Below are 21,976 nucleotides of genomic sequence, written 5' to 3' on the forward strand. Positions count from 1 at the left end.
GCGGCTCGGCTTCGTCTCGCGCACGCCGCGCTGGGGCATTGCCCACAAATTCCCGGCCGAGCGCGCCACGACGGTGTTGCGCGACATCGAGATCCAGGTCGGCCGCACCGGCTCGTTCACGCCGGTCGGCAAGCTCGAACCGGTCGGCGTCGGCGGCGTGATCGTGCAGAACGTCACGCTGCACAACGAGGACTACATCAAGGGTATCGGCAATAAGGGCGAAGTGCTGCGCGAGGGCCGCGACATCAGGATCGGCGACACCGTCGTGATCCAGCGCGCCGGCGACGTCATCCCGCAGGTGGTCGACGTCGTCCTCGACAAGCGGCCGAAGGCTGCCAGGGAATTCCAGTTTCCGAAGAAGTGCCCGTGCCCGTTGCACACCGACGTCACGCGCGAGGAGACGGCGGCGGGCGAAGAGGGCTCACGCGCTCGCTGCACCGGCGAGTTCGCCTGCCCCTACCAGAAGATCGAGCATCTGAAGCTGTTCGTGTCGCGGCGCGCCTTCGACATCGACGGTCTTGGCGAGAAGCAGCTCCAGTATTTCTTCGACGAGGGCTTTGTGAAGGAGCCAGCGGACATCTTCACGCTGGAAAAGCGCAATTCGAAACTCAAGCTCGAGGACATCGAGGGTTACGGGGCAACCTCGGTGCGCAATCTGTTCAGCGCGATCGAGAGCCGTCGGAAGATTGCACTGGAGCGCTTTATCTTCGCGCTCGGCATGCGCCATATCGGCGAGACCACGGCGCTGGCGCTGGCCCGCGGCTACGGCTCCTGGGACGCCTTCCACGATGCCAGCCTCAAGGTCGCCAAGGGCGACGAGGAGGCGATGGCCGAGATGGACGCGCTCGACCAGATCGGCGAGACCGTGATCAAGAGCATCGCCGATTATTTCGGCGAGAGCCACAATCGCGGCATCGTCGAGCGGCTTACCAGGGAGGTCGAGATCATCGACGCGGAGAAGCCGAAGAGTAACTCCGCCGTCGCCGGCAAGACCGTGGTGTTCACGGGCTCGCTGGAGAAGATGACGCGCGACGAGGCCAAGGCCACCGCTGAGCGGCTAGGCGCAAAAGTGTCCGGGTCGGTGTCCAAGAAAACCGATCTCGTCGTCGCAGGCCCCGGCGCAGGTTCGAAGCTCGCGGAGGCCAACAAGCATGGCGTCAAGGTGCTGACCGAGGACGAGTGGCTGGCGCTGATCGGGGAGTGACTCTTCCCTTCTCCCCTTGTGGGAGAAGGTGGCGCGCAGCGCCGGATGAGGGGTTCTATCCTCGAATTCAAACTTTGAGAGGGGACCCGTGCGGAGAGAGACCCCTCATCCGGCGCGCTACGCGCGCCACCTTCTCCCACAAGGGGAGAAGGAAGAAGGCCTCACCGCGCCCGATCACATCATCCCGCTCTCTTCCTCTTCCGCCTGCTCGATCAGCGTCTCGCTCACCATGACCTCGCGGCGGGGGACGACGAAGGTCATCGTGCAGGCGCAGAGCAGGGAGATCGCCAGTACCGCGGCGGTGAGCGGCAGCGTGGTCGCGGAATGGCCGCCGAGATAGGCGCCGAATTGCGACATCAGCGCGCCGATGCCCTGCTGGAGAAAGCCCATCGCACCTGACGCGGTGCCGGCGGCCTCGGGACGGATGCTGATCGCGCCGGCGGCCGAGTTTGCCATCACGAAGGCATTGCCGACCATCACGATCATCTGCGTGCCGAACAGCCAGGCGGGCGCCTCGTTCCAGCCGGTGAAGCTCCAGAGCAGGTTCAACAGGCTGCCGCAAAGCTGAAGCGCGAGGCCGAACCAGATCAACTTCTCCAGCGAGTGCCTGGGCGCGAAGCGCACGCAGAGCAGATTGCCGACGAGATACGCAAAGCCCGTCGTCGCGAACCACGCGCCGTATTCGGCGCTGGTCCTGCCCATCTGCGTTACCACGATATAGGGGCCGCCGCCCGCGAAGGTGAAGATGATCTGCGAGGCCAGCACCTGGCACATCACGTAGCCGACGAAGGCGCGGTTGCGGATCAGGATGCCGACATCGCCGCGAAAGCCGCTGCCGGCGACGCGGTCTCGGCGGGTCTCGGGCAGCGCGAATGCGATTCCGACGGCGACAATGATCGCGGCGACGGTGATGGCGTAGAAGATCGCGCGCCAGCCGAACGCGGTTTCGATCAGGCCGCCGGTGAGCGGAGAGACCATCTGCCCGATCATCAGCGCCGCGACCACGAGGCTGATCATCGAGGCGACGCGGTCGCGCTCGTAGATGTCGCGGATGATGGCGCGGCTCACCACCATGCCCGCGGCGCCGCCCAACGCCTGGAAAAAGCGCGCGGCGATCAGCTGCGGCAGGGTTTCCGCGAAGATGCAGGCGGCGCTGGCGACCACCATCAGCGCCAGTCCTCCGAGCAGCACCGGTCGCCGCCCGAAACGGTCCGACAGCGGGCCCATGATGAGTTGCGACAGCGCGATGCCGACCATATACAGCGACACCGTCATCTGCGCGACCGAGATGTCGCTGCCAAAGGTCGTCGCCAGCACCGGCAGCGCCGGAACCAGCATGTAAAGCGAGATCGGCGCGATGCCGGTCATGACGACGAGCAGCAGCAACACCACGCGCGAGGTCGCGAGGTTCTTCGCCGTGTCCGGCGGCTTGCTGATCATGCCGTGCATGCGTGTCCGTCTCGTAGAAATTCGAATCGGACTGTAGCGCGCTCGCACAAGACGCATATCGGCGTTTCGGAATGCGGCTATACGGATTCCGGGACGGTTATAGTGGCGACCGATTGGGCGCGATGTTCGTGCCAAAAAGTCGGTGTCATCGCCCGGCTTGACCGGGCGATCCAGTACGCCGCGGCTTCTCCGCATGCGTTTGCTGTCTCTGGAATACTGGATTCCCCGCCTTCGCGGGGCATGACAGCGGAGGTGGGAATGAGCCTTGCGCAAATCGCGTGGTGCTATGCGTCGAGCCCGTGAATGGCGAATTTACGCCTTCAGCTCCGCCGTGGCCTGGTCCAGCCAGGCCTTGGTCGTCTCGTCCAGCGCCGGCCGCACCTCGGCCCTGACGCGCGCGTGGTAGGCGTTGAGCCAGTCGAGTTCGTCCTTGCTGAGCATGCCGACCTCGATCAGCCGGCGGTCGATCGGTGCCAGGGTCAGCGTCTCGAACGCGTTCATCGATTTTTCCGCGCCCTTGATGTCGACCGCGACCACCAGTTCGAGGTTCTCGATGCGGATGCCGAAACCATCGGTCTTGTAGTAGCCGGGCTCGTTGGACAGGATCATGCCGCGCTTGAGCGGCGTGGTGCCGAGCTTCGAGATTCGCGCAGGCCCCTCATGCACGCTCAGATAGCTGCCGACGCCGTGGCCGGTGCCATGCTCGAAATCGACGCCGGCGGCCCAGAGATATTGCCGTGCGAGTGTGTCGAGCTGCGCGCCGGTGGTGCCGTCGGGAAAGATCGCCCGCGCAATTGCGATGTGGCCGCGCAGCACACGCGTGAAGCGGTCGCGCATCTCGTCGGTCGGCTCGCCCACGGCCATGGTGCGGGTGACGTCGGTGGTGCCGTCTTCGTATTGTGCACCTGAATCGATCAGCAGCAGATCGCCGGGGACGATCCGCCGGTTGCTCTTGCGGGTGACGCGGTAGTGCACGATCGCGCCATTCGGGCCGGTGCCCGATATGGTCGGGAACGACACATCTTTGAGCGCGCCGGTGTCGCGGCGGAATGTCTCCAGCGCCTCGACCGCGTCGATCTCGGTGAGCTTGCCGCTTGCCGCCTCGCGGTCGATGAAGGCGAGAAAGCGTGCCAGCGCCACGGCGTCGCGCCGGTGCGCCGTTTGCGTGCCCTTGATCTCGGTCGTGTTCTTGACCGCCTTGAGCAGGGCGATCGGATCGCTGCCGCGGACCGGCTTGCCGCCGGCGCCCGTGATCAGCCGGCTGAGGGCGTCGGCCGCGGTCGCATTGTCGAGCGCGATCGATCCACCGCTCTTGGCGAGCGCCATCAGCGTCGGCGCCATCGCATCGGGCTCGCGCACGTCGGCGGACTGCTCGAGATGGTCGCGGGTCAGATTTGAGAGCTTGCGGTGATCGATGAAGATGGTGGGACGGCTGTCCTTCGGCACCAGCGCATAGGACAGCGGCAGCGGCGTATGCGCGACGTCGGCGCCGCGGATGTTGAAGGTCCAGGCCACGGCATGGCTGTCGGACAGCACCAACGCATCGACGCCGAGCTTGCCGATCTCGCTCCTGATCTGCGTCAGCTTCTCGGCTTCAGTCACGCCGGCATGTTGCATTCCGTGCACCGTGACCGGCGCAATCGGCGGCTGTGGCCGGTCATGCCAGATCGCATCGACCGGATTGCTGTCGACGGCGACCAGTTCGGCACCGGCCTTGGTGCAGGCGGCGGCCAAACGCTCGGCTGCTGCAAAAGTGTGCAGCCACGGATCAAATCCTAGGCGGTCGCCGGCCTTCAGGTGTGCCGACATCCAGCTTTCCGGCGGGGGATCGATCAGAGATTCCACGGCCCAGGCCCTTGAATCGACCTGCTTGGCCGCCTGGATCGTGTAGCGGCCGTCGACGAAGACCGCGGCCTCGTGCGTCAGCACCACCGCCAGTCCCGCCGAGCCCGTAAAACCGGTCAGCCAGGCGAGACGTTCTTCGGACGGCGGCACGTACTCATTCTGCTGCTGATCGGCGCGTGGAATCACGAAACCGGTCAGCTTGCGGCGGGCGAGTTCTTCACGGAGCGCGGCCAGCCGGGCTGTCAACGCGACGCCGGCCTCGGGCTCCTCGAATGTCTGGAAATGCGCTTCGAACATGGTGGATCACTTTAGGATCATGCGGATCAGTCCGCAATGTAGACGCATTTGAGGTCGCATCTGGCATGGACTGTGCTTGAACAAGTTCCATTCGAATTGAGTGGAGTACAGGATGCGGCAGTTGCGCTTCGTCCAGATGACAGGGAAATTCGAGCAAGTTGTTCATCTCAACGACGAGGGGACACTCGATGCCTGCGTTCACGTTTGAAAAGATTACGCCGCCGGTGCGCCGCGCCCCGGCTGCGGCAACACCGAAGAAACCGCGCGGCCTGATCAGCCAGATGATCGACCGTTTCGCCGAACGCCGCGCGAGGCGCGCCTCGCAGGCCGAGCGCGCGATGCGCCGGGACGAAGAGACGGCAAAGTAGCGGCATCTACGGCAGCGGCCGTACTCACCCCATCTTCCGCAGCAACAGGCTGCTCCATCCCTGGATTCGCATGTGCTTCAGAGGCACGAGGCCGCGCGCGCGGTAGGCGGCGATCACGGCGGGGACCTGGGGCGTCAACAGGCCGGAGAGGATGACGCGCCCGCCAGGGGCGAGGTGGCGCGTCATCGGGCCCGCCAATTGCCGTAACGGATTGGCAAGGATGTTGGCCAGCACCAGGTCGAACGGGCCGCATCTGCCGAAATCAGCTGCAGCGAAGCCGGTGGCGCGGATCACGCGCACATGGTGACCCACCTCGTTCAACAAGGCGTTCTCGGCTGCCACCTTGACCGAGGCCGGGTCGATGTCGGAGGCTAGCACCGCGCGATGCAGCGCCTTTGCCGCCGCAATTCCCAGTACGCCGGTTCCGGTGCCGAGGTCGAGCACGCGGCCGGGCCGGGTGCGTTTCAGGACATGGTCAAGCAGGAGTAAACAGCCGCGTGTGGTGCCGTGATGGCCAGTGCCGAAGGCGAGAGCCGCCTCGATCTCGATGGCGAGCTTGTTTGGCGCCACGCGGTCGCGGTCATGGTTGCCGTGGACGACGAAGCGCCCGGCCGGCACCGGGACGAGATCTTCCAGGCTCGACTTGACCCAGTCCCTGGCTTCGACGGTGTCGAAGGCCAGCGTGTCCGCGATCTCATTTCCTGCTGATGTTGCAACGAGTTCGCGCAGCCACGCCCGGTCCGGTGCGTGCGCGAAATGCAGCGCGACGTCCCACTGTCCGTTCGGCTGCTCGAAGGCGGCGACCGCCGCATCGTCTTCGAAGAAAACCTCGGTGAGGACGTCGACGATGCGCTTGGCAGCGATCTCGCTGCCGATCGAAAAACTGGCGCGATGGGTGGGGGCAGGCTGCATCTCAGGGTTCCGTCCGGTTCAATTTTTGGAACTTTTGTTCCCGATTTTTCTAATAACTTGCATTTATGAGGTTAACCCGACCGCAGGTTGTGCCACGTAGAATTGCGGGTGTTGGGCAACCCACACAGCTTGAAATGGAAAAGGAGGCGAGACTTGAAGCGCATGATTTTGAAATTCTGGACCGACGATTCAGGTGCAACCGCAATCGAGTACGGCCTGATCGCAGCCGGCATCGCGCTGGCGATCATCACCGTCGTGAACGGACTGGGCACCACCATGAACGACAAGTTCACTTCGATTAGCAGCTCCTTAAAGTAATTTCCGCCTCCCATTTCCCGGCGGGGCAATTCTCCATACGACTGCTTTCGAGCCGCGCCCGCCGGGGGAATTGCCCCCTGGCGGGCGAAGTCGTTTTGGGGAGAGGTTTTCACAGAATGCCCACAGGCTACCCGCTGGTTTGTCCGGACTTTGTCCACGGATTATCCCGCCGCTCATTCTCGGATTTTCCACCGATTTGTAGCAGGCTTTGAAGGGGCATAACCCACCGCCCTTTCACAGCTTTGCCAACAGTCTGTCCACAGCCCATCCACAGGCTTATCCACGGCTTCCGAACAACGACCGGTGATCCCTCAGGATTGCCTGGGCGGCGTTGTGGCCAGGCGCGCCGGTGACGCCGCCGCCGGGGTGGGCGCCGGAGCCGCAATGATAGAGGCCCTTCACGGGCCCGCGATAATCGGCGTGGCCCAGCATCGGCCGCGCCGAAAACAGCTGGTTCAGCGTCAGCGCGCCGTGGAAGATGTCGCCGCCGAGCAGGCCGAACTGCCGTTCGAGGTCGAGCGGTGACAGGATCTGGCGGCCGAGCACGCTTGTCGCAAAACCCGGCGCGTATTTGTCCACCGTCGCGATCATGAGGTCGGCAACCTCGTCGCGATGGTCGTCCCACGACTTCCCATCGGGAAGCTCCGGCGCGACGTGCTGGCAGAACAGGCTTGCGACGTGGTGTCCTGCGGGCGCGAGCGTGTCGTCGAGCGTCGAGGGGATCAGCATTTCCACGACCGGCTCCCGGCTCCAGCCGTGCGCGCGGGCATCGAAAAAGGCGCGGTCCATGTAGCCGAGATCAGGGGCCAGGATAATGCCGGAGGTGAGATGATCGCCGTCGCCCGGCAGCGCCGTGAAGGAGGGCAGGCGGTCCAGCGCCACGTTCATGCGGAAGGTGCCGGAGCCGTTCTTCCAGTGCCGGATGCGGGCGAGGAAGTCTTGGGGAAGCGCATCGGCGGCGACCAGCCGCGTGTAGAGCAGTTTCGGATTGACGTTGGCTGCGACATATTTCGCGCGGATGGTCGTACCGTTCTCCAGCGCCACGCCGACCGCGCGATCGCGCTCGACGATGACCTCGCGCACGCCTGCATCGGTGTCGATCACAACGCCGCGGTCGCGTGCGGCGCGCGCCATGGCCTGCGTGATCGCACCCATGCCGCCGATGGCGTGACCCCAGACGCCCTTCTTGCCGTTCACCTCGCCGAAGGCGTGATGCAGCATCACATAGGCCGAGCCCGCGGCGTAGGGGCTGGCATAATTGCCGACGATGGCATCGAAGCCGAACAGCGCCTTGACCAGATCATGCTCGAAACGTTCGTCCAGCATCTCGCCGGCCGAGCGGGTGAAGAGATCGAGCAGGCTGCGGCTCTGCTCCAGCGACAGCCCGCGCAGGATGTTGGCGCTCTGGAATGCGTTCACGGCTTCGCGGATCGAGGCCGTGCCGAAACCATCGAGCAGGTTTGGCGGCGCGCGCAGCACGAATTGCCGAAGCACGTCGGCGATATCTTCCAGTTCGCGCGAAAACCCGTCGAGTGCATTTGCGTCATGCGGGCTCAGCCGGGCGACGGACGCCTGCGTCCGCCCCTCGCCGGTGAGCAGATAGCTGCCGTCGGGGGCGGGCAGAAAATTCTGCGCGCGCCGTTCGACGATGCGCAGGCCCTGTTCGGCCAGCTTCAAGTCGCGGATCACCTGCGGATTAAGCAGGCTCACGGTGTAGGCCGCGACCGAATTGCGGAAGCCGGGATGAAATTCCTCCGTGACCGCGGCCCCGCCGACCACCTTGCGGCGCTCGACCACGCGCACGCGCAAGCCGGCCATCGCGAGATAGGCCGCGCAGGTGAGGCCGTTATGGCCAGCGCCGATGATGATGACGTCGGTTTCGATCATGAAGGGGTCAGCTGTTCCACGCCCATTCCGGGATGGTCTGAACGACCGGGCTCGGGACATCTGTATATCAAGCATTCCCCGCTGCAACATCACGAGACCCTTTATTGCCCGTTCAGGCGCCTTGTGCTCCATTGCGCGCGCCCGGCGCCCGCCGGGGCTGGAGCTTCCATGGATTCGATCGTGCAACCCGCCGCCACGGAGCAGCCGTCCTCGTCACGCAACCGGCTGCTGCTGACGGTCTACACCGCCGCGATCTTCGTCAGCGCGCTGTTGCTGTTCTCGGTGCAGCCGCTGTTCACGAAAATGGTCCTGCCGCGGCTCGGCGGCTCGCCGGCGGTGTGGTCGGTGGCGATGGTGTTCTTCCAGTCGCTGCTGCTGGCGGGCTACGCCTATGCGCATTTGTTGATGCAGGTGAGGAACCGCATCGTTCCGGTGGTGGTGCATCTCCTGCTGCTGATCACGGCGTTCGTCACGTTGCCGCTCGGCATCGCCTCGGCCTATGGCGATCCGCCCGCTTCGGGCTACGCGATCTGGCTGCTCGGTCTGTTCGTGATCTCGATCGGGCTGCCGTTCTTCGCGCTTGCCGCCAACAATCCGTTGCTGCAGGCCTGGTTCGTCCGCACCGGGCATCCTGCCGGACACGATCCCTATTTCCTCTATGCGTCCTCCAACATCGGCAGCTTCCTCGCCCTGCTGTCCTATCCGTTCCTGCTGGAGCCGATGTTCACGCTGCACACGCAGAACCGGCTCTGGACCGGCGGTTACGGCATTCTGATCGTCCTGATCGCCGCCTGCGGCGTGCTGCTGTTGCGCTCGCCGAAACTGGCCATGGTCGATGCGCGAACCGAGGATTTGAATGCGCCGGCGCCCGGTCTCATGACGCGGCTGCGCTGGATATTCCTCGCCGGAGTGCCGTCCGGCCTGCTCATCGCCGTCACCGCGCACATCTCGACCGATGTTGCGGCAGCGCCGCTGCTGTGGGTGCTGCCGCTGTCGCTGTATCTCCTGACCTGGGTGGTGGTGTTCCAGTCGCGGCCGTTACTGCCGCACAAATGGATGCTGATGCTCCAGCCGGTCGCGATCGCGGGCGTCGTCTTCCTGCTGGCGTTCGGCGGCGAACAGAACCTGCTGCTGACGCTCGGCGGTCATCAATTGTGCTTCTTCGTCATCGCGATGGCCTGCCACGGCGAATTGGCGCGAACCCGGCCGGCCGCCAAATATCTCACCGGATTCTATGTCGCGCTATCGTTCGGCGGCATGGTCGGCGGCCTGTTCGCAGGGCTCCTTGCGCCGTTCACATTCTCCTGGATCGCCGAATATCCGATCCTGGTTGCGCTTGCCGCGCTGTGCCGGCCGCCCGCGAACGAGCGGCTGGCGGGCATCGTCAAATGGTACTGGCTGGCGCTTGCCGCGCTCGCCGTCGTGCTCGTTGTGCCGTCCACCACGACGGGCGGGCTATCGACCTGGTTCGAGGATCACCGGGTCTGGATGGCCGGCGGCGTCGGCGTGCTCGCCGCGCTGCTGGCGCTGGCGGTCAACGCCGGCCGCTGGAAGATATTCGCCACCGTCGCGCTCGCGCTGGCGTTGATCCGGGTTTATCCGGCGGACGAAGGCCGCGTCACCACGGTGCGCAGCTTCTTCGGCGTGCACAAGATCGTGGTGACGCCCGGCGGCTATTTCCACGTGCTGATGCACGGCACCACGATTCACGGCGCCGAGCGCTTCCTCAACAATGACGGCACGCCGGTCACCGGCCGGCCGGAGCCGATCACCTACTATCACAAGGACGGCGGCATCGGTCAGGCCGTGACCGCGATGCGCGAGCGCAAGGGCGCGCCGCTGAAGGTCGCGGCGATCGGCGTCGGATCGGGCACGCTCGCCTGCGCCGCCGAGCCCGGCGAGAGCTGGACATTCTTCGAGATCGATCAGTCCATGGTCGACGCGGCAAGCGATCCGAAGAATTTCCGCTACATCTCGAGCTGCATGCCGGGCCTGAAGCCGGTGATCGGCGATGCCCGCCTCACCTTCGCGAAGGAGCCGGACGGTGCCTATGATCTCATCATCGTCGATGCCTATTCGTCGGATGCGATCCCGATCCATCTTGCGACCGAAGAGGCGATGAAGATCTACAAGGACAAGCTCGCTCCGCACGGCGCCGTGGTGATGCACGTCTCCAACCGCCACCTCGATCTCGATACGGTCGTGGTCGGTATCGCCGATGCCAACGATCTCAAGAGCTGGGTCTACAACGAGGATTCCGGGCGCGATGGTGACTACATCTTCTCGACCGACGTCGTCATCTCCGCCCGCGAGGATGCCGACGTCGGCAGGCTCGCATCGTCGAAAACATGGGAGCAGACCGAAGCCGACGACCGGGTGCGGGTCTGGACCGACGATTACTCCAACATTTTGGGCGCGCTGTACCGGCGCTTGCGGGACGGGGAGTAGGGCCCGCTTCTACGGCTCCACCGGCGTCCCCGCGGGCAACGCGATTGCCTTCTCGCCCGCGACCTGCCGCAACAAATCGGGCCTGTCGGAGATGATCCCGTCGACGCCGATCTCGATCATGCGCGCCATGTCTTCGGGTTTGTTGACCGTCCAGACCACGACACGCAGCCCGAGCGCATGGGCCTCGGCGATCAGTGCCGCGGTCACATCGCCGAAATAGGGTGACCAGACCGCGCCGCCCGCAGCCTTGATGGTCCGCGGCAGCGACCCGCCGTGATCGGCCGGGCTGAAGCCCGCCGTCCAATTGGTCGCCTTGTCCAGCGCCACCGTCTGGCCCGAGCCGCGCTGGAGCGTCAGGTACACCGTCGGCATCTTTGGTGCCCGCTGCTGGACGAGCAGCAGGGTCCGCCAGTCGAACGACTGGATCATGACGCGGTCGGAGAATTTCTCGGCTTCGATCACGCCGAGCAGCCTGGTGACGAAAGATTGCGGATCGAGCGTCTCGTCCGGATGGTTCGGATCGATCTTGGTCTCGACGTTGAAGCGCACGCGCGTATTGCCGGATTTGCGCACCAGCGCGAACAGCTCGCTCAAGGTCGGAATACGGGTCCCGGGCATGGCGCGCTGGTCGGGGAATTGCTTTTCGTAAGGGCTGTCTGACCGGATCTGGCCGACGTCATAGGTCCTGACATCGGCGAGCCGCAGTTTCACGAAGGGCGTGCCGGGAGGCGTGACGTAGGCGCCGTTCGCATCCCGCGTGATATCAGGATTGAGCCCGCGCTCATGCGAGACGACGACTTCGCCGTCGGCGGTGATGCCGACATCGAGCTCCAGCGTGTCCACGCCGATCGACAGCGCGTTGGCGAAGGCCGGAAGCGTGTTTTCCGGCAGCAGTGCCCGCCCGCCGCGATGGGCCTCGAGGTCGAAAGCCGAATCAAATGCCATGCCCGGTCCCGCAATGAGAAGTGACAGTACGGTCAAGATCGTCGCAGCACGTGACGGCATGGTGGCTCATGGGGCAAGGGGAAAGGGGCGATATTTCAACGCGTTTGGCGCGTCCGTCCTATTGTATAGGCTTTCCTGGCTGTTGAAACCTTGGGCGGCGGCTTGGGTTGCGGCCGCCGCGGGGGTATGTACTCATAGTCGGTGCCCTGGAATCCCGCCCGTGCAGCAGCAACGCGATCATCGAATTATCCGCAGCCGGCATTTTCGCCGGATGCAGCGCCGGCATTTCATGATCTTCGACGTTTTGCCCTTCGTCGGCACGCTGCTGGCGCTGGTCCTTCTGTTCTACCGCCCGATCGGCGCGATGGAGCTTGGCCTGTTCGTCGGCTTCTGGCTGGTCACCGGCCTCGGCCTTACCGTCGGCTATCACCGGCTCTTCACCCACCGCGCCTTCGCGACCTCCACGGCGATGAGTGCGATCCTGGTCGTGATGGGATCGATGGCCGGCCGCGGTCCCATGCTGTCCTGGGCGGCAATGCACCGCCGGCACCACGAATTGTCCGATCACGACGGCGATCTGCATTCGCCGCGGCTGCACGGCAAGGGCGCATTCGGCCGCCTGCGCGGCTTCCTGCACGCGCATTTGACCTGGATGATCGCGCACGATTATCCCAATGTTGCGCACTATGTTCCGGATCTGATGGCGGATCGCAGGCTGGTTGCCGTCAACAGCTACTATTACAGTTGGGTCGGTCTCGGCCTGGTGCTGCCGGCCGCGATCGGCGGCCTCGCCACGATGAGCCCGTGGGGCGCACTGACCGGCTTGCTCTGGGGCGGCGTGGTGCGCATGTTCGTGGTCGAGCAGACCATGTCGGCCATCAACTCCGTCATGCATAGCTTTGGCGCGCAGCCGTTCGTCACCCGCGACGACAACAGCCGCAATCTCGGCGTGGTGGCCTGGCTTGCCTGGGGCGAGGGCTGGCACAACAACCACCACGCCTTTCCCTATTCCGCGGCCTTCGGCTTGCGCTGGTTCGAGTTCGATCCGGGCTTTGTCTTCATCAGGGCGCTGGAAGCGCTGGGACTGGCCTGGGACGTCAAGGTGCCGAGCGACGAGAAGATTGCGCGACGCATGCTGCGGCAGCCGGGTGACGCTGCGCCCGACCTCGAAACGGGCTGAGCATCATCGCCGGCTCACGCCGGCGATGGCGCGGCTGTGAACCGATGCTGTTCAACGACTATCCCTTTCTCCTGGTCTTCCTGCCCGCGGCGCTGCTGATCTATCGCTTGGCCGACCCCTATCCGGGCTTGCGTATCGGCGTGCAGGTCGCGCTGTCGCTCGCCTTCTATGCCTGGGGCAGCCCGTCCTTCATCCTGCTCCTGATCGGCTCGATCGCGATCAACTGGCTCGCCTCGTTTGCCTATGGGCGCGTGAAATGGCCGGCGCTGCTGACACTGGTGATCGGGCTCGATCTCGTGGTGCTGGCGCTGTTCAAATACGCCAACTTCGTTCTCGCTAATCTGGGTCTCGTGCTCGGTACGACGCTGCCGGTGCTCGACGTCGGGCTGCCGCTCGGCATCTCCTTCTTCACCTTCCATCACATCATGTATCTGGTCGACCTGAAGCGCGGCAGGGCGCCGCTCTATGCGTTCGACCGCTATGCGCTCTACATCGCCTTCTTCCCGCAGGCGATCGCCGGCCCCCTGGCGCGCTGGTCGGAGGTGATGCATCAGTTCGGCAGGCAGGTCTACGTTCCGGGCTGGCAGCGTCAGTTCTGCATCGCCACCTGCTTCATCGCGATCGGCCTGTTCGAGAAAATCGTGATCGCCGACGGCCTCGCGCATCTGCTCGATCCCATCTACGCGCAGGCCGCGAACGGGCCGCTCGCGGGCGGTGACGCCTGGCTCGCCTTCTGCTTCTCCTTCCAGATCCTGTTCGATTTCTCCGGCTATTCCGACATCGCGATCGGCCTCGGCCTGCTCTTCGGCGTGCAGCTGCCGTACAATTTCGATGCGCCGCTGCGCTCGACCAATATCCAGGATTTCTGGCAGCGCTGGCACATCACCCTGATGCTGTTCCTGCGCGATTACGTGTTTTATCCGCTGGTCAATCTGCGCCTGCTGCCGCGGCGCTGGCTGCCGGTGCAGTTTTTCGGCGCGATGATGATCACGATGGCGCTGTGTGGCCTCTGGCACGGCGCGAGCTGGACCTTCGTGCTGTGGGGCGTGCTGCACGGGCTTGCGCTGGTCGCCTGCACGCTGTGGCGTCGCTATGGCCCGGAGTTCCCGTCATGGCTCGGCTGGGCGCTTACCGTGCTGTTCGTGCTCGCGACCGGCGTGATCTTTCGTGCGGGATCGGTGGAGGCGGCCTGGCATGTCTTCGCCGGACTGGCTTCGCCGCTCCCGCTCGAGCGCGGAAAGCATTTGTGGCCGCTAATCGCAGCGCCGCTGTTCGCCTTCCTGCTGCCGGCGAGCCAGGACATCGTGGCGGTGCTCACGCGCCGTCCCAATCCGTGGCTCGCGGGTCTGCTCGGTCTTGGGCTATTCGCATTGCTGCTTCACATGGGTGGTCGGGATCTCCATGAGTTCGTCTACTTCAAGTTCTGAGACCGATCTCGGCTGGGGCCGGAGCTTGCTGGCGTGTCTGGGCACGCTGATCGGGGCTGCGCTGCTGGTGCTCGCACTGATGGTGGCGGTCGATCCCTATGACAGCGGCAAGCTCGGCCTGCTTGGCATCGACGGCGTCGATAATCGTCTGACCAAAATCACGGCCGCGAGCCGCGCGCGGGATCCGGATTTCAATGCCGCGATCCTGGGCAATTCGACGGCGCAGATGGTCGAGCCGGCGGAATTGTCGCGCGCAACCGGCCTGCGGTTCGTGCAGCTCTACATGACCGGTGCATTTCCCCGCCAGGAGCTCGCAGTGCTGGACTTCTTCCTGCGGAATCACCGGGAGGTCGGCGCACTGGTGATCGTGACCGACCCTGGCTGGTGCACGCATGCACGGGCGAAGGAGGAGGGCGGCGTCCCGTTTCCCGACTGGCTCTATGACAGAAGCGTCGTCACCTACGCCGCACGGCTGATCTCCTGGCAGGCAATCGAGCACGCCTTTCAACGCATCAGTATCGGCCTTGGCCGGCGACCACGGATGAACCCTGACGGCTTTGTCAGCTACGAGGACATCTGGCCGCCGGGCCAATTCAAGGAAGTCGGCTGGCCCAGGGATCCGGCGCCAGCCTCGTCTGCCGAGATGCGGGCGACATTTCCCGAGATCGCTGCGCTGGCAGATATCGTCAGGGCATTGCCGGCCGATGTGCCCGTCGTCATCATCGTGCCGCCGACCTTGGCGACCACTGTGCCGAAGCCCAGTACGGAAGCCGCCTTGGAGCGCAGCGCCTGCGATGCCGCGCTGAAGAAAGTGGTCGCGGACCGACCGCGCAGCAATTTCATCAGCTATCGCGTCGACAACGATCTCACGCGCGACCGCGCCAATTTTGCCGACTTCATCCATTATCGCCCAATTCTCGCGCGCAAGATCGAGCAGGGGATCGATGCGAGCCTGCGCGATGGGGAGAGCGCGAAGATCGATTTCTGAGTGGTCTCAGCCGAGCTGTTCGAACCCGCCATCGAGCCAGAGCTTGCGTGCCAGCTTGCGCTGGATCTTGCCGCTGGTGGTCTTCGGCAGCGTGCCGGGCCGGATCAGCGCGATGTGACGCGCGGAGAGTTCGTGGTTGTCGGCGACGGCCTCGCGAATTCGGCCCTTGATCGCTTCGGTGTCGATCGAGTGGCGCGCGGTGCGCTCGATTTCCTGGACGATGACGAGCATTTCTTCGCCGGTCTCGTCCGGCACCGAGAACGCCGCGCCGCAGTTTTCGCGCAAAGCTCCATCGAGCGATTGCACCGTGCGCTCCACGTCCTGCGGATAATGGTTGATGCCACGGATGATGATGAGGTCCTTGATCCGTCCCGTGACGAACAATTCGCCTGTGACGTCGATGAAGCCGAGGTCGCCGGTGCGCAGCCACGCTCCGTCTTCGCCGGCAATCTGCGCATTGAGCCCCTCGCGCGTCGCCTCGTCGTTGCGCCAATAGGCGCGGGCAATATTGGCCCCACTCACCCATATCTCACCGACGCGGTCCGCGGGCAGCCGCGTGCGGTTGTCCGCGTCCACGATGGCGATCCGTTCGCCGGTGAGCGGGCGCCCGCAGCCGACGGCGACCTGTGTATCTTCGGCGTCGGAAGGCGCCTGCGCCGCATGCGCCTGCAGCGCCGTGCGGCTCACGCTGCGTGTGACATGACCGCCGCCACGGCGTCCGCCGGAAATCAGGAGCGTCGCTTCCGCCATTCCGTAGGCGGGATACATTGCGCGCGGATCGAAGCCGTGGGGCGCAAATGTCTGGATGAACCGCTCGATGGTTTCCGCATGCACCGGTTCTGCGCCGTTCAGTGCGATCCTGAGCGAGGACAGCTCGATGCCTTCCATCTGGTCGGCGCGATAGCGGCTGACGCAGAAATCGAAGCCGAAGTTCGGGCTGCATGCCACTTCCGCGCGATAATGCGCGATCGCGCGCAGCCAGCCGAGCGGCCGCTGCATGAACGCGTTCGGCGCCATCAGTACGCAGGTCGCGCCGACATAGAGCGCTTGCAGCGCGTTCAGGATCAGCCCCATGTCGTGATAGAGCGGCACCCAATTGACGTAAGTCGATTGCCGGCTGTTGCCGAGCGCGAGCCGGATCATCTCGAGATTGGCGAGCAGATTGGCGTGGCTCACCATTACGCCTTTGGGCGCGGACGTGGAGCCGGAGGTGTATTGCAGGAAGGCGATGTCGTCCGGCGCCGGCTCGGGTAGTTCGATTGTCTCACCTTCGGCCGCGGCGAGATCGACCTCGATCCAGCGAATGTGCTCATGCGCGAAGCGTGCCCGCAAATCACCGCGGAGCGCGACGGCCGAATTGGTCAGCGCCACCGCCGGCGTGCAATTGGCGAGGATCGCGGCGCTGGCATCGCGCGCGCCGTTTCGCCGCGGCATCATCATCGGCACGGCGATGATGCCGGCCATCAGACAGCCGAAGAACGCCACCATGAATTCGATGCCGGGCGGAAACACCAGGATGGCGCGATCGCCGGGACGCGCGGCCACGGTCAGTCGCGACGCGAGCGCGCCCGCGGCATCGTGCAGCTGTCGAAAGCTGAGGACAGCGTCCTCCGTCCCGCGATCGGAGACGAAGACATAGGCGCGGTCGTCGGCCTGCTCCGCCGCACGCCGGGCCAGCAATGCCACGAGCGAGCGGAAGGTTTCCATGGGTTGCGCCGACTTCAGCCGCCCTCAGGCGGCGGGGCGGATTGCGCGCTTGTCGGCGAGAAACCGCGACAACGCCTCAACGGTCGGATGGTCGTAGAAGTCGTCCGTCGACAGCTCGAGGTCGAGCTTCTCCTCGAGTTCCATCATCAGGTAGACCAGCATCGCCGAATCGAGGCCGAGGCGGCTGAATTTCGTGCCGATATCGACGCGGTCGCTCGAAATTCGCAGGATATTTGCCAGGGCGGTAACGCAGAAATCCGAAATCTGCTCGCGTGTCATGTCATGTCCCAGAAACAATGGGAACGACAATAGGGGCGACCCCCTGGTTGTCAATTTGGTCGGAACGCCGCCGCGTTGAAGGTTGTGGACTGTTGCTTCCTTGCGTCGGCCGGTGCCCAATCCGTGCACGGGCTGGCGCCATTTCCTGCGGTCGATTGCGGCAAGCGCCCGTCGCGGCCGCGGCTTCCTGATTCGCTGGCGCGGCAACGCCGCGTTCAAGTAGGTCAGTTCTGGTAGTAATAGCCACGCGGTTGGTAAACCTGCCGGGGCTGCGGCTGATAGTAGGTGCCCTGCTGGCCGTAGCCCTGATTGTAGTATTGCTGCGGCTGCGGCTGATAGACCTGCGCGTCATAGAGCGGGCGGCTACTGCGCGGCGCGGGGTAGCGCGCGCCGGTGTCGCTGCCGTCGGCCGGATAGATGTAGTTGTCGTCTTGCGGCATGTAGCGGCGGGCAGGTGCGGCCTGAGGCGTCAGGTTCACGGGATCGCCTGATGTGGCGTACTGCTCTTCGGCGGGCTGCGGCGCGCGGGCCACTGCCGTGGGATTGCGGCCACGCGGATTGCGGGCGAGCGCCACCTGCGCCGAGCCGGTCAGCGTTACCGTGGTGTTGAGCACGCCCTGCTGCTGCACCAGCGCGTAGAGCGTGGTGGCATTCTGGCGCGACAGCCGCACGCAGCCATGCGAGGCGGGCGTGCCGAGCCGGCCGACCGAGTCGGTGCCGTGGATGGCGTGCCCGACCTTGGTGAAGAAGATCGCGTGCGGCATCGGCGCGTCGTCGAATTCCTTGGAATAGTGATCCTCTTCCATGCGGAAGGCGCGGAACGCGCCGTTCGGCGTCTCCCGCGAGGGGATGCCTGTCGACACCGGCCAGTGGTAGCGCGCGACGCCGTCGACGGCGACGGTCATCTGCTGATTGTCCTTGTCGACGGTGATGTCGACCTTGGCCTGCGCGGCGCCCGCGCTCAAAAGCATCAGGGAGGTGAAAGCAATAAAAAACGAACGCATCTGACTCGTGGCCTCCGGCCTGTTCATACTAGGCGCCGCGGCTCTCCGTCCCCCGGCGTGCATTATGCCTGCAATCGCGCTTTCGTTCCAGCGGCCTGCAAAGCAAACCTTATTGCCATCGTTAACGGGACGCCCGGCGTAAGCAAGGCCGCTTTGTGCCGCAAAGCGAGCGGCAGCGCTGACATTTTCGCGAGCGGGAGATGCGTTCACAACGCCGACAATTCATCACAATGGTGCAACCATCCGGGGCGCAACCATTTGGCCGCATCGGCGTTGACGATCGCTGCCTCGACCGGCCGCTTCCGCGGCCGGTTTTACCTTTGGGAATGAAGATGAACAAAGTTTGCGTCGCCGCCGCTTCTCGGCCGGCTGGTCTGCCTTTCCGTGTGCTCTTCGCTGGCGCGGCCGTTCTGGCCGCGCTGTCCTGCGTCCCCCAGCCTGGCCATGCCCAAGGCATCGTTCGGGGCGCCCAGGAAGGTTCTTACGAAGGCAACCGGATCGCCGGCCCCGTCGGCGGCGTGGTTGGGGGCGCGGTCGGCGCCGGTGTCGGCGGTGCCGTCGGCGCGGTCGAGGGGGTGTTCGGCATTCCCCATCGCGGCCACCGTCGGTGTCGCGGCTATTACGACGGATACAACCGCTTCCACTGCTATCGGTAGAGCTTGCGATTCCGGGGCGCGCGCGTGCCCCCCGGAATGACGGCCGGATCAGTTCTTCAACCGATATCCCGTGCGGAAAATCCACCAGATCACGACCAGGCAGATCACCAGGAACGCCGTTGTCATGCCGATGCTGACGGCCATGCTGACGTCCGCGATCTCGTAGAAGCTCCAGCGGAAGCCGGAGATCAGATAGACGACCGGATTGAGCAGCGCCACCGTGCGCCAGGCGGGCGGCAGCATGTCGATGGAATAGAAGCTGCCGCCGAGGAAGGTCAACGGCGTCACCACCAGCATCGGGATCATCTGCAGCTTTTCGAATCCGTCGGCCCAGATGCCGATGATGAAGCCGAACAGGCTGAACGTCACCGCCGTCAGCACAAGGAAGGCCAGCATCCAGACCGGATGATGGATGTGCAGCGGCACGAACAGGCCAGCCGTGGCGAGGATGATCAGGCCGAGGATGATCGATTTGGTCGCGGCCGCGCCGACATAGCCGAGCACGATCTCGAAATAGGAGATCGGCGCCGACAGGATCTCGTAGATCGTGCCGGTGAATTTCGGGAAGTAGATGCCGAACGAGGCGTTGGCGATGCTCTGCGTCAGCACCGAGAGCATGATCAGGCCCGGCACGATGAAGGTGCCGTAGCTGACGCCCTCGACCTGGCTGATGCGCGAGCCGATCGCGGCGCCGAACACCACGAAATACAGCGAGGTCGAGACCACCGGCGAGACGATGCTTTGCAGCAGCGTGCGCCAGGTGCGCGCCATTTCGAACAGGTAGATGGCGCGGACAGCGCGGTAGTTCATGACGCCCTCACGAGATCGACGAAGATGTCCTCGAGCGACGATTGCGTCGTGTCGAGATCGTTGAACCGGATGCCGGCTGTACGGAGATCGCCGAGCAGGCTGGTGATGCCGGTGCGCTCGCCCTTGGTGTCGTAGTCGTAGACCAGCGTCGCGCCGCCGTCGCAGAGGTCGAGCTCGTAATGCCTGAGGCTCTCCGGCAGCGCATCGAGCTTGCCTTGCAGATGCAGCGTCAGCCGCTTCTTGCCGAGCTTCTGCATCAAGGTGGCCTTGTCCTCGATCAGCACGATCTCGCCCTTGTTGATGACGCCGATGCGGTCGGCCATCTCCTCGGCTTCCTCGATGTAATGCGTGGTCAGGATGATGGTGACGCCGGATTGCTGGAGCGTGCGCACCACCTCCCACATGCCCTTGCGCAGTTCGACGTCGACCCCGGCGGTCGGCTCGTCCAGGAACAGGATCTGCGGCTCGTGCGACAGCGCTTTGGCGATCATCACGCGACGCTTCATGCCGCCGGAGAGCGTGATGATCTTGCTGTCCTTCTTGTCCCACAGCGAGAGGTCTTTCAGCACCTTCTCGATATGATCGGGGTTCTTCGGCTTGCCGAACAGCCCGCGGGAGAAGCTCACGGTCGCCCACACGCTCTCGAAGGCATCGGTGTGCAATTCCTGCGGCACCAGCCCGATCAGCGAGCGCGCCTTGCGATAGGAGGTCTGGATGTTCTCGCCGCCGACGAGGACCTTGCCTTCGCTCGGATTGGCAATGCCGCAGATGATCGAGATCAGCGTGGTCTTGCCGGCGCCGTTGGGGCCGAGCAAGGCGAAGATTTCGCCGCGCGTGATGTCAAGATTGACGTTCTTGAGCGCCTTGAAGCCGGACCCATAGGTCTTCGACAAATTGGCGACGGAAATGATGGAGGACATGATGGCCGCAAGTCTGAGGGGCTAAGGCTGGGGAGGGGAGGCTGGAACCTACCGGGAGGGGCGGGTCAGCGGAGCCCTGACATAGGAAGGCCCTTGCGCGGCTGCAATTAGCGGGAGAAAAATGGCCTCGAAACAGCTCCTTCCGTGGCAGGTTTCGGGCAAGTGTTGCGCGATGGTCACGGCTTGATGCTAAGATCGTCGTTCACGCGGCTCTTTGTTGCGTCTGCGAGCAGGCCATGGCTACGATTCCGGCCGAAGCATATTCCCAGGGAAAAGATCGATGAGACCGAACGGCCGTCACACCGCTGGCGTCAGCCAGTTGTCCGCCCTCCGTGCCTGGGCGATGGGCCTGCTCCTGCTGTCAGCTGTTGCCATCAGCCCGACCACCGCCAAGGCGGCGCCAAGCCAGGCTGCCGTCGCGACCACGCATGTCTACCTGCTCCGCGGCGTGCTCAACATCTTCTCGCTCGGGCTCGACACGATCGGCGCCCGGCTCCAGGCGCAGGGCATCCCGGTGACCGTGGCGAATTTCGTGTCCTGGTCCTCGCTCGCGGATGAGGCCGCGACCGCCTACAAGGCCGGCCGGCTCAAGACCATCGTACTGGTCGGGCACTCCTCCGGCGCGACTGCGCTGCCAGACATGATCGCCAAGCTCAACCGTCTCGGCGTGCCCGTGAAACTCGCGATCGGGCTCGACTCCGTGTTCAAGACCAAGCTGTCGACCGGCGCGGAGCGCTACATCAACATCTATATCGGCGACGGCCCCGGCGAGCCGGTGAAGCGCGCGGACGGTTTTCGCGGCAAGCTCGACAATGTCGACGTCCGCGGCTCCGGCGTCGGCCACATCTCGATCGACAAGAACGAAGCGATCCAGCGCCGCGTGATTGCCGAGATCGACGCCGCAATCATGCGCTCGCGCGCACCGGCTCCGGTTGCCGAACCCGGCGCGCCCAGGTCGGCGCGCTCGGCGGCGGCAACGGCTCCCCGGAATTAAGCCGTTCGCCGCAAGCAGGTGAATTGACAATGCCGCCGTCACGCCGACGGCGGCATTGTCGTATCTGCACAAGCCAAGCTCGATCACCCGCCGGTGAGGAAGGGAACTCGGCGTACGATCTGGTGTTGTTACAGCATGACAAGCGGACGAAACGTCGGCCCCATGGCGGTTCAGCCCGAGCGGATATGGGCCGGTCGGCCTGTTTCCGAAAATGCCCTTGAGAAAAAGCCGCAGCCTCAATCGAGCCAGTTGAGCGCGACGCGAGCCGGCTTGTTAAGACAGCACGCGCTGCGGACGCAGCGTGCGTTGCTCGCCGGCAACAGCGACGGTCGCAAGAG

The 21,976-nt window shown here is 64.6% G+C and carries 19 protein-coding genes; 9 read left to right on the forward strand and 10 right to left on the reverse strand.

The window, feature by feature from the left end:
- The coding region (gene ligA, locus AC0L3B_RS20980) for an NAD-dependent DNA ligase LigA (protein ID WP_473380968.1) at nucleotides 1-1,204 on the forward strand (1,204 nt) is incomplete at its 5' end.
- A gap of 174 nt (nucleotides 1,205-1,378) precedes the next feature.
- Here the strand turns inward: ligA and AC0L3B_RS20985 are convergent.
- Nucleotides 1,379-2,653, reverse strand: a complete 1,275-nt coding sequence (locus AC0L3B_RS20985) for a multidrug effflux MFS transporter (RefSeq protein ID WP_377788787.1) — start codon at nucleotides 2,651-2,653, stop codon at nucleotides 1,379-1,381.
- Between the two features lie 312 nt (nucleotides 2,654-2,965).
- Entirely contained in the window at nucleotides 2,966-4,795 is a 1,830-nt protein-coding gene (locus AC0L3B_RS20990; RefSeq protein ID WP_473380969.1) for an aminopeptidase P family protein, read from the reverse strand.
- Between the two features lie 188 nt (nucleotides 4,796-4,983).
- Here AC0L3B_RS20990 and AC0L3B_RS20995 point away from each other — a divergent pair, with 188 nt between their 5' ends.
- Nucleotides 4,984-5,163 (forward strand): hypothetical protein, encoded by a 180-nt coding sequence (locus tag AC0L3B_RS20995; RefSeq protein WP_018454252.1) that lies wholly within the window; start codon nucleotides 4,984-4,986, stop codon nucleotides 5,161-5,163.
- A 24-nt stretch (nucleotides 5,164-5,187) separates the two neighbouring features.
- Here AC0L3B_RS20995 and AC0L3B_RS21000 read toward each other — a convergent pair whose 3' ends face one another.
- A complete protein-coding gene (locus AC0L3B_RS21000; protein WP_377788783.1) occupies nucleotides 5,188-6,075 on the reverse strand; it encodes a 50S ribosomal protein L11 methyltransferase in 888 nt (295 codons plus the stop codon).
- A gap of 162 nt (nucleotides 6,076-6,237) precedes the next feature.
- Here AC0L3B_RS21000 and AC0L3B_RS21005 point away from each other — a divergent pair, with 162 nt between their 5' ends.
- Nucleotides 6,238-6,393 carry a Flp family type IVb pilin gene (locus tag AC0L3B_RS21005; RefSeq protein ID WP_085395715.1) on the forward strand — a complete coding sequence of 52 codons (156 nt, stop codon included), beginning with the start codon at nucleotides 6,238-6,240 and terminating at the stop codon, nucleotides 6,391-6,393.
- Nucleotides 6,394-6,669: 276 nt separating this feature from the next.
- Here AC0L3B_RS21005 and AC0L3B_RS21010 read toward each other — a convergent pair whose 3' ends face one another.
- Nucleotides 6,670-8,280, reverse strand: coding sequence for a phytoene desaturase family protein (locus AC0L3B_RS21010; RefSeq protein ID WP_473380970.1), 1,611 nt, complete (start codon nucleotides 8,278-8,280; stop codon nucleotides 6,670-6,672).
- 168 nt (nucleotides 8,281-8,448) lie between these two features.
- On the opposite strand from AC0L3B_RS21010, the gene AC0L3B_RS21015 reads away from it, so the two are divergent.
- Nucleotides 8,449-10,728, forward strand: a complete 2,280-nt coding sequence (locus tag AC0L3B_RS21015) for a spermidine synthase (RefSeq protein WP_473380971.1) — start codon at nucleotides 8,449-8,451, stop codon at nucleotides 10,726-10,728.
- Between the two features lie 9 nt (nucleotides 10,729-10,737).
- On the opposite strand, the gene AC0L3B_RS21020 is transcribed toward AC0L3B_RS21015, so the two are convergent.
- Nucleotides 10,738-11,673: a glycerophosphodiester phosphodiesterase gene (locus AC0L3B_RS21020; RefSeq protein WP_473296709.1), complete on the reverse strand. Its 936-nt coding sequence runs from the start codon at nucleotides 11,671-11,673 to the stop codon at nucleotides 10,738-10,740.
- Nucleotides 11,674-11,893: 220 nt separating this feature from the next.
- On the opposite strand from AC0L3B_RS21020, the gene AC0L3B_RS21025 reads away from it, so the two are divergent.
- Genes AC0L3B_RS21025 through AC0L3B_RS21035 form a run of 3 tightly spaced genes read left to right on the forward strand, consistent with a single transcriptional unit; the run spans nucleotide 11,894 to nucleotide 15,268 of the window.
- On the forward strand, nucleotides 11,894-12,853 hold the full coding sequence (locus AC0L3B_RS21025) for an acyl-CoA desaturase (RefSeq protein ID WP_473380972.1): 960 nt from the start codon (nucleotides 11,894-11,896) through the stop codon (nucleotides 12,851-12,853).
- Nucleotides 12,854-12,897: 44 nt separating this feature from the next.
- Nucleotides 12,898-14,280: an MBOAT family O-acyltransferase gene (locus AC0L3B_RS21030; RefSeq protein ID WP_473380973.1), complete on the forward strand. Its 1,383-nt coding sequence runs from the start codon at nucleotides 12,898-12,900 to the stop codon at nucleotides 14,278-14,280.
- The gene (locus AC0L3B_RS21035; protein ID WP_473380974.1) at nucleotides 14,255-15,268 is read left to right on the forward strand and encodes a hypothetical protein; all 1,014 of its coding nucleotides are present in this window, start codon (nucleotides 14,255-14,257) and stop codon (nucleotides 15,266-15,268) included. Before AC0L3B_RS21030 ends, AC0L3B_RS21035 begins: the two co-directional genes overlap by 26 nt.
- A gap of 6 nt (nucleotides 15,269-15,274) precedes the next feature.
- On the opposite strand, the gene AC0L3B_RS21040 is transcribed toward AC0L3B_RS21035, so the two are convergent.
- The 3 genes from AC0L3B_RS21040 to AC0L3B_RS21050 are packed head-to-tail and all read right to left on the reverse strand — an operon-like array spanning nucleotide 15,275 to nucleotide 18,285.
- Nucleotides 15,275-16,975 carry a fatty acyl-AMP ligase gene (locus AC0L3B_RS21040; RefSeq protein WP_473380975.1) on the reverse strand — a complete coding sequence of 567 codons (1,701 nt, stop codon included), beginning with the start codon at nucleotides 16,973-16,975 and terminating at the stop codon, nucleotides 15,275-15,277.
- A 24-nt stretch (nucleotides 16,976-16,999) separates the two neighbouring features.
- Nucleotides 17,000-17,473 carry an acyl carrier protein gene (locus AC0L3B_RS21045; protein WP_473380976.1) on the reverse strand — a complete coding sequence of 158 codons (474 nt, stop codon included), beginning with the start codon at nucleotides 17,471-17,473 and terminating at the stop codon, nucleotides 17,000-17,002.
- Nucleotides 17,474-17,478: 5 nt separating this feature from the next.
- Complete coding sequence (locus AC0L3B_RS21050; protein WP_473380977.1) at nucleotides 17,479-18,285, reverse strand: L,D-transpeptidase; 807 nt, start codon at nucleotides 18,283-18,285, stop codon at nucleotides 17,479-17,481.
- Nucleotides 18,286-18,590: 305 nt separating this feature from the next.
- Between AC0L3B_RS21050 and AC0L3B_RS21055 the strand changes: the two genes are divergently transcribed.
- On the forward strand, nucleotides 18,591-18,914 hold the full coding sequence (locus tag AC0L3B_RS21055; protein WP_085349135.1) for a hypothetical protein: 324 nt from the start codon (nucleotides 18,591-18,593) through the stop codon (nucleotides 18,912-18,914).
- Nucleotides 18,915-18,962: 48 nt separating this feature from the next.
- On the opposite strand, the gene AC0L3B_RS21060 is transcribed toward AC0L3B_RS21055, so the two are convergent.
- Both AC0L3B_RS21060 and AC0L3B_RS21065 read right to left on the reverse strand, forming a co-directional pair.
- Entirely contained in the window at nucleotides 18,963-19,724 is a 762-nt protein-coding gene (locus tag AC0L3B_RS21060) for an ABC transporter permease (protein WP_018454266.1), read from the reverse strand.
- Complete coding sequence (locus tag AC0L3B_RS21065; protein ID WP_018454267.1) at nucleotides 19,721-20,644, reverse strand: ABC transporter ATP-binding protein; 924 nt, start codon at nucleotides 20,642-20,644, stop codon at nucleotides 19,721-19,723. The genes AC0L3B_RS21060 and AC0L3B_RS21065 overlap by 4 nt, the downstream gene beginning before the upstream one ends.
- Nucleotides 20,645-20,924: 280 nt before the next feature.
- Between AC0L3B_RS21065 and AC0L3B_RS21070 the strand changes: the two genes are divergently transcribed.
- Nucleotides 20,925-21,638, forward strand: a complete 714-nt coding sequence (locus tag AC0L3B_RS21070; protein ID WP_018454268.1) for a hypothetical protein — start codon at nucleotides 20,925-20,927, stop codon at nucleotides 21,636-21,638.
- Nucleotides 21,639-21,976 lie beyond the last annotated feature (338 nt).

It is taken from the genome of Bradyrhizobium sp. Kon56, assembly GCF_055807635.1.

Coding starts and splice junctions, on each gene's coding strand:
- AC0L3B_RS21015 (WP_473380971.1), top strand. CDS start 8,449: ATGGATTCGATCGTGCAACCCGCCGCCACGGAGCAGCCGTCCTCGTCA.
- AC0L3B_RS20985 (WP_377788787.1), bottom strand. CDS start 2,653: ATGCACGGCATGATCAGCAAGCCGCCGGACACGGCGAAGAACCTCGCG.
- AC0L3B_RS21055 (WP_085349135.1), top strand. CDS start 18,591: ATGAACAAAGTTTGCGTCGCCGCCGCTTCTCGGCCGGCTGGTCTGCCT.
- AC0L3B_RS20990 (WP_473380969.1), bottom strand. CDS start 4,795: ATGTTCGAAGCGCATTTCCAGACATTCGAGGAGCCCGAGGCCGGCGTC.
- AC0L3B_RS21040 (WP_473380975.1), bottom strand. CDS start 16,975: ATGGAAACCTTCCGCTCGCTCGTGGCATTGCTGGCCCGGCGTGCGGCG.
- AC0L3B_RS21020 (WP_473296709.1), bottom strand. CDS start 11,673: ATGGCATTTGATTCGGCTTTCGACCTCGAGGCCCATCGCGGCGGGCGG.
- AC0L3B_RS21065 (WP_018454267.1), bottom strand. CDS start 20,644: ATGTCCTCCATCATTTCCGTCGCCAATTTGTCGAAGACCTATGGGTCC.
- AC0L3B_RS21000 (WP_377788783.1), bottom strand. CDS start 6,075: ATGCAGCCTGCCCCCACCCATCGCGCCAGTTTTTCGATCGGCAGCGAG.
- AC0L3B_RS21035 (WP_473380974.1), top strand. CDS start 14,255: ATGAGTTCGTCTACTTCAAGTTCTGAGACCGATCTCGGCTGGGGCCGG.
- AC0L3B_RS20995 (WP_018454252.1), top strand. CDS start 4,984: ATGCCTGCGTTCACGTTTGAAAAGATTACGCCGCCGGTGCGCCGCGCC.
- AC0L3B_RS21005 (WP_085395715.1), top strand. CDS start 6,238: ATGATTTTGAAATTCTGGACCGACGATTCAGGTGCAACCGCAATCGAG.
- AC0L3B_RS21070 (WP_018454268.1), top strand. CDS start 20,925: ATGAGACCGAACGGCCGTCACACCGCTGGCGTCAGCCAGTTGTCCGCC.
- AC0L3B_RS21010 (WP_473380970.1), bottom strand. CDS start 8,280: ATGATCGAAACCGACGTCATCATCATCGGCGCTGGCCATAACGGCCTC.
- AC0L3B_RS21050 (WP_473380977.1), bottom strand. CDS start 18,285: ATGAACAGGCCGGAGGCCACGAGTCAGATGCGTTCGTTTTTTATTGCT.
- AC0L3B_RS21030 (WP_473380973.1), top strand. CDS start 12,898: ATGCTGTTCAACGACTATCCCTTTCTCCTGGTCTTCCTGCCCGCGGCG.
- AC0L3B_RS21060 (WP_018454266.1), bottom strand. CDS start 19,724: ATGAACTACCGCGCTGTCCGCGCCATCTACCTGTTCGAAATGGCGCGC.